Consider the following 5312-nt stretch of genomic DNA (forward strand, 5'->3'; position numbering starts at 1 on the left):
CAGTCGGCACCGGTGTAACGCGCCATCGTTCGTGCTTACCTCGCTCCTTCAGACCCGGCGCCGCTTCGGCGGGCGGCAACCGTTGTGCGGCTGGGGGGTGACGTCCGAGATCGTGCCGACCTCGAGGCCGGCGGCCTGCAGCGAGCGGATGGCGGTCTCGCGACCGGAGCCCGGTCCCTTGACGAACACATCGACCTTCTTGACGCCGTTCTCCTGCGCCTTGCGGGCAGCGTTCTCGGCGGCGAGCTGTGCGGCGAACGGGGTGCTCTTACGCGAACCCTTGAAGCCGACGTGGCCGGAGCTGGCCCAGCTGATCACGTTGCCCTCGGGGTCGGTGATCGAAACGATGGTGTTGTTGAACGTCGACTTGATGTGGGCGTGGCCCAGCGGGACGTTCTTCTTGTCGCGACGACGGGTGCCCTTCTTCGGGCCAGCGCTACGTGACTTGGGTGGCATTACTTCTTCTTCCCGGCGATGGTCTTCTTCGGGCCCTTACGAGTGCGGGCATTGGTCTTGGTGCGCTGACCGTGGACCGGCAGGCCGCGACGGTGCCGCAGACCCTGGTAGCAACCGATCTCGATCTTGCGACGGATGTCGGCCTGCACCTCGCGGCGCAGATCACCCTCGACCTTGACCGAAGCCTCAATGTACTCGCGGAGCTTGTTGACGTCAGCGTCGGTCAGATCCTTCGAGCGCAGATCCGGCGAGATGCCGGTTGCGGCGATGATTTCCTTCGAGGTGGTGCGACCCACCCCGTAGATGTAGGTGAGCGCGATCTCCAGCCGCTTCTCGCGGGGGAGATCCACACCTGCAACACGTGCCATGTGGCGTTCCTAACTTACTCAGAGGTCTGCTCCCAGTCCGTCCCGACTCTGCGTCGGGCCCCGGCCTCTGAACCGAGGGTCGGCAGCCGCGCGTCTGCGACTGCTGGTTCTGGGAGTTCTGCGTATTCCCGATATTCAGTTGTGTGTCTTCAAGCGACCTTGAAGAAGTCGATCAGCCCTGACGCTGCTTGTGACGCAGGTTCTCGCAGATCACCATGACCCGGCCGTTACGACGGATCACCTTGCACTTCTCGCAGATCGGCTTGACGCTGGGCTTGACCTTCACGTCAGCTTCTCCCTATTCATTGTGGTGGCAAGTGCCATGTGCCTGGGCAGCACGAAGCGACGCATCGCTCCGGGCGGCCCACACGAGGGTTACTTGTACCGGTAGACGATGCGTCCGCGTGCGAGATCGTAGGGCGACAGCTCCACGACCACACGATCCTCGGGCAGAATGCGGATGTAGTGCTGCCGCATCTTGCCACTGATGTGGGCGAGTACCTTGTGTCCGTTCTCCAACTCAATGCGGAACATCGCATTGGGCAGGGGTTCGATCACACGACCCTCGACCTCAATGGCCCCTTCTTTCTTCGCCATATCCTCCGCGATTCTCCGGCGACCGGGGCTACCCGTGTCTACCGACTTCTGCTTCGTCTATCCGCTACGGTGGCGGTACGAACGATCACCTGAGTCCGGGGCGGATGGCACCGGGCGCAGGCATGCATGACCGCACGACGCACCGACGTTCGATGTTACGCCAGATCCGCTGTCGCTCCAAACGACGTGACACACTGGACACCATGCGCGCTTTCATCATTCGCAGCGGACTCACCGGTCTGGCCCTGTGGATCGCCACCCTCATCGTTCCCGGCGTCTACTTCGACTTCGGCGGCACCTCCTCCTGGTGGGTGAAGGTCGGGATCGTCTTCCTGGTCGCGGTGGTCTTCGGCCTGGTCAACGGGATCGTCAAGCCGATCATTCAGATCCTGTCGATCCCGCTGTACATTCTGACCCTCGGTCTGGTGCACATCGTGATCAACGCCTTCATGCTCGAGCTCACCAGCTGGCTCACCACCAACGTCTTTCATCGCGGCATCGTGGTCGACGACTTCTTCTGGTCGGCGATCTTCGGCGCGCTGGTGATCTCGGTGGTCGGCTGGCTCACCGCCCTCGTCATGCGCGATCAGGTGCAGAACCTGTGACCGATCGTCGCACCGTCGCGGTCTCCGGCGTGGGACGGACGCCCGCGGTCCCCGACGTGATGCGACTCGAAGTCGGCGTCGCGGTGGTGGAACCGAACGTCTCGGCCGCCATCGAACGCGCAGGCACCTCCCTGCAAGCGGTCCTCGACGCCCTGGTGGCCGCGGGCATCCCCCGCGCCGACCTCTCGACGTCTGCGCTGTCGGTGTATCCGCAGCACCGGGCAGGCGACGACCCGGGCATCGCCGGCTACGAGGTCACGAGCATGCTCACCGTCACGGTCCGCGATCTCGACGCCGCGGGCTCGATGCTCACCGCCGCGGCCGAGGCCGGCGGCGACGACCTCCGCGTCCACAACGTGGCGTTGACCGTCGACGATCCGTCCGGCCCGTTGAAAGCCGCACGGGACGCGGCCTTCGCCGACGCCCGCGAGCGTGCGGACCAGTACGCTCGCCTCTGCGGCGCAACCCTCGGGCCGGTGCTCGAGATCAGCGAAGGATCGTCGGGTCCCGGCCCGTCGCCGCGGATGGTCGGCCTCGCGGCGGCCATGCCCGTGGAAGCGGGCGAGCAGCAGGTGACCGTCGCGGTGAACGTCGTCTTCGAACTGGTCTGAACCGTGCGCAGCGTAGTTCAACGAGTCAGTGCCGCCTCGGTGACGGTCGACGGCGAGACGGTGGGTCGGCTCGAGCTCGCCGACGGCGCCCTCGGCCTGGTGGCACTGGTCGGCGTGACCCACGACGACGATGCGGCGTCGGCGGTCAGGCTCGCCGACAAACTCTGGAACCTCCGCATCCTCTCCGACGGCTCCGATCGTCGTGAGGTCTCCGCCGCCGACCTCGACGCACCGATCCTGGTGATCAGCCAGTTCACCCTGTACGCCGACACTGCGAAAGGTCGGCGCCCCTCCTGGAACGCCGCCGCGCCGGGCGCGGTCGCCGAACCGTTGGTCGACGCCGTCGTCGACGCCCTGCGATCTCGGGGCGCGACCGTTGCGACCGGACGCTTCGGCGCGCACATGCAGGTCGAGCTGGTCAACGACGGGCCGGTGACGCTGGTCCTGGAGGTCTGAGCGACACGGCTCGCCCCACCGCGCTGATAGGGTGACTCGGTGCCGAACCCGCTGGATTCGCCCGTCTCGTCACGACGGGCACGCATCGCGCTTCTCGCCTCCGTCGCACTCCTCGCGGTCACCACGACCGTCGGCCTGACGCTGCGCGTGTGGCACAGCTACCTGGATCTCCACGTGTACCGCACCGGTGCCCGCGTCTTCCTCGACGGCGACTTCCTGTACGGCGTGATGCCCCCGGTCGACGGCGTGTATCTGCCGTTCACCTATCCCCCGCTGGCCGCCATGCTCTTCACCCCGTTCGCGGTGATCCCGGTGACCGCCGCCGACGCCCTGATGTTCGCCGCCACCCTCATCGCGCTCGGCGTGGCGCTGTGGATGGTTCTCGGACGACTGATTCCACGCATCGACTGGATGCTGCGACTGGCTGCCGTCTTCGCGTTGGTCGCGGTCTTCCAGTTCTTCGAGCCGGTCCGGGAGAACCTGGGCTTCGGCCAGGTGAACATCCTGCTGATGGCGGCGATCACCGTCGACGTGCTGTGCCGTGCCCGTCGCTGGCCGCGGGGACTGCTCATCGGCATCGCCGTCTCCATCAAGCTGACCCCCGCGGGCTTCCTCCTGTACTTCGTCCTGCGCCGCGACTGGCGCGCCGTCGGAATGATGCTCGTCGGCACCCTCGGCGCCGTCGGGCTGGCGTGGCTGATCTCGCCCGCGGACTCGGTGCAGTACTGGTTCCACACGCTCCGCGAGACCGGTCGCATCGGCGCCCCCTACTTCGCGAGCAACCAGTCCATCAAGGGCGCGGTGTTCCGGTTGGGAATGAGCGAGTCGCTCTCGACCGTGCTGTGGCTCGGCCTGTCTGCGGTCGCGGTCGCGCTCGCCGCATGGTGGATGTACCGGCTGCTCGCCGCCGGCCAGCAGGCCACCGCCCTGATGGTCAATGCCGCCGTGGTCCTGCTGATCTCACCAGTCAGCTGGTCGCACCACTGGGTGTGGATCGCCCCGGTCCTGGTGATCGCGGGCTACGCCGTCAGCACGCGCCGGTTCGGTTGGCCCCTCGCGGCCGCCACGACCGTGACCGCCGTGGTGTTCGCCGTCGGACCGCACTGGCTGCTGCCCGCCCGGCAGGATCGAGAGCTCAGTTGGACGTGGTGGCAGCACCTGGTCGGCAACAGCTACGTCTGGCTCACGGTGGCGGCGCTGATCGTCGGCGCACTGTCCTGGAAGCCGACGGCGGCCCTCGAGTCGGCCGACGACTGACCCCGACTAACTACGACAAGACCCCCGCCGGCCGGACGGCCGATCGGGGGTCTTGTCGTGAATCAGGTGTGACGCGGAGCCGCGTACGCCGCAGTGTCGCGACCGCGGCAGGTCAGGGCCGCGGAGTCAGAATCCGCGGACCGTCAGCGGTCACTGCGACCGTGTGCTCCCAGTGCGCAGCACGCGAGCCGTCGTCGGTGACGACCGTCCAGTCGTCCTCCAGGACGGTGGTGTCCTCGGTGCCGAGGGTCAGCATCGGCTCGATCGCGAGCGTCGATCCGACCACCAGCAGCGGTCCGCGGTTCGGCTTGCCCTCATTGGCCAGGAACGGCTCCATGTGCATCTCGCGTCCGATGCCGTGACCGCCGTAGCCGTCCACGATGCCGAACTTGCGGCCGAACTTCTCGGCCGCCGCACGGGTGCCGAGTTCGATCGCATGCGAGATGTCGGTGAGCCGGGCGTCGGCCACCATCGCAGCGATGCCCGCCTCGAGCGACAGCCTGGTGGCCTCGCTCAACTCCAGATCGGCCTTCGACAGCTCACCGACGCCGAACGTCCACGCCGAGTCGCCGTGCCAGCCGTCGAGGATGGCCCCGCAGTCGATCGAGACCAGATCGCCCTCGGCGAGTATCACGTCCTTGGACGGGATGCCGTGGACGACGACCTCGTTGACCGAGCTGCAGATGGACCCGGGGAACCCGTGATAGCCCTTGAACGACGGCACGCCGCCTGCGTCGCGGATCAGCGCCTCGGCGATCGCGTCGAGTTCGAGCGTGCTGACACCGGGCTTGGCCGCGTCCCGGACGGCCACGAGCGCCCGACCGACGACGGCGCCTGCCGCCTCCATCGCATCGAGTTCGCCCGCGGACTTGAACGGAACCGGCTTCGGCTTACGAAAACCCACTGGTCCGGATCAGGCCTTGCCGAGAGCGCTCAGCACCCGCTGGTGCACCTCGTCGACG

9 protein-coding genes are annotated in these 5312 nt (G+C 67.1%); 4 read left to right on the forward strand and 5 right to left on the reverse strand.

Annotation, left to right across the window (positions count from 1 at the left end; all coding sequences use genetic code 11):
* Nucleotides 1-48: 48 nt before the first annotated feature.
* The 4 genes from rpsK to infA form a co-directional block, all read right to left on the reverse strand.
* The gene (gene rpsK, locus GX543_RS01120; protein ID WP_006895581.1) at nt 49-456 is read right to left on the reverse strand and encodes a 30S ribosomal protein S11; all 408 of its coding nucleotides are present in this window, start codon (nt 454-456) and stop codon (nt 49-51) included.
* Nucleotides 456-824, reverse strand: a complete 369-nt coding sequence (gene rpsM, locus GX543_RS01125; RefSeq protein ID WP_290849252.1) for a 30S ribosomal protein S13 — start codon at nt 822-824, stop codon at nt 456-458. The genes rpsK and rpsM overlap by 1 nt, the downstream gene beginning before the upstream one ends.
* 172 nt (nt 825-996) lie before the next feature.
* Complete coding sequence (gene rpmJ / locus GX543_RS01130; RefSeq protein WP_026917227.1) at nt 997-1110, reverse strand: 50S ribosomal protein L36; 114 nt, start codon at nt 1108-1110, stop codon at nt 997-999.
* An 89-nt stretch (nt 1111-1199) separates the two neighbouring features.
* Nucleotides 1200-1421 (reverse strand): translation initiation factor IF-1, encoded by a 222-nt coding sequence (gene infA / locus GX543_RS01135; protein ID WP_290849254.1) that lies wholly within the window; start codon nt 1419-1421, stop codon nt 1200-1202.
* A gap of 203 nt (nt 1422-1624) precedes the next feature.
* On the opposite strand from infA, the gene GX543_RS01140 reads away from it, so the two are divergent.
* From GX543_RS01140 to GX543_RS01155, 4 genes are read left to right on the forward strand one after another with little or no spacing between them, the layout of a single operon-like run.
* On the forward strand, nt 1625-2026 hold the full coding sequence (locus tag GX543_RS01140; protein ID WP_290849255.1) for a phage holin family protein: 402 nt from the start codon (nt 1625-1627) through the stop codon (nt 2024-2026).
* On the forward strand, nt 2023-2637 hold the full coding sequence (locus GX543_RS01145) for an SIMPL domain-containing protein (RefSeq protein WP_290849257.1): 615 nt from the start codon (nt 2023-2025) through the stop codon (nt 2635-2637). The genes GX543_RS01140 and GX543_RS01145 overlap by 4 nt, the downstream gene beginning before the upstream one ends.
* Nucleotides 2638-2640: 3 nt before the next feature.
* A complete protein-coding gene (gene dtd / locus GX543_RS01150; RefSeq protein WP_290849258.1) occupies nt 2641-3093 on the forward strand; it encodes a D-aminoacyl-tRNA deacylase in 453 nt (150 codons plus the stop codon).
* Nucleotides 3094-3132: 39 nt separating this feature from the next.
* Nucleotides 3133-4350 carry a glycosyltransferase 87 family protein gene (locus GX543_RS01155; RefSeq protein ID WP_290849260.1) on the forward strand — a complete coding sequence of 406 codons (1218 nt, stop codon included), beginning with the start codon at nt 3133-3135 and terminating at the stop codon, nt 4348-4350.
* Nucleotides 4351-4462: 112 nt separating this feature from the next.
* Here the strand turns inward: GX543_RS01155 and map are convergent, their stop codons facing one another.
* Nucleotides 4463-5254, reverse strand: a complete 792-nt coding sequence (map, locus tag GX543_RS01160) for a type I methionyl aminopeptidase (protein ID WP_290849262.1) — start codon at nt 5252-5254, stop codon at nt 4463-4465.
* Between the last annotated feature and the right edge of the window lie 58 nt (nt 5255-5312).

Origin of the sequence: Gordonia sp. (in: high G+C Gram-positive bacteria), from assembly GCF_012515855.1 — a bacterium.
GTDB lineage: Bacteria > Actinomycetota > Actinomycetes > Mycobacteriales > Mycobacteriaceae > Gordonia.

Coding starts and splice junctions, on each gene's coding strand:
- rpsK (WP_006895581.1), bottom strand. CDS start 456: ATGCCACCCAAGTCACGTAGCGCTGGCCCGAAGAAGGGCACCCGTCGT.
- rpsM (WP_290849252.1), bottom strand. CDS start 824: ATGGCACGTGTTGCAGGTGTGGATCTCCCCCGCGAGAAGCGGCTGGAG.
- infA (WP_290849254.1), bottom strand. CDS start 1,421: ATGGCGAAGAAAGAAGGGGCCATTGAGGTCGAGGGTCGTGTGATCGAA.
- GX543_RS01140 (WP_290849255.1), top strand. CDS start 1,625: ATGCGCGCTTTCATCATTCGCAGCGGACTCACCGGTCTGGCCCTGTGG.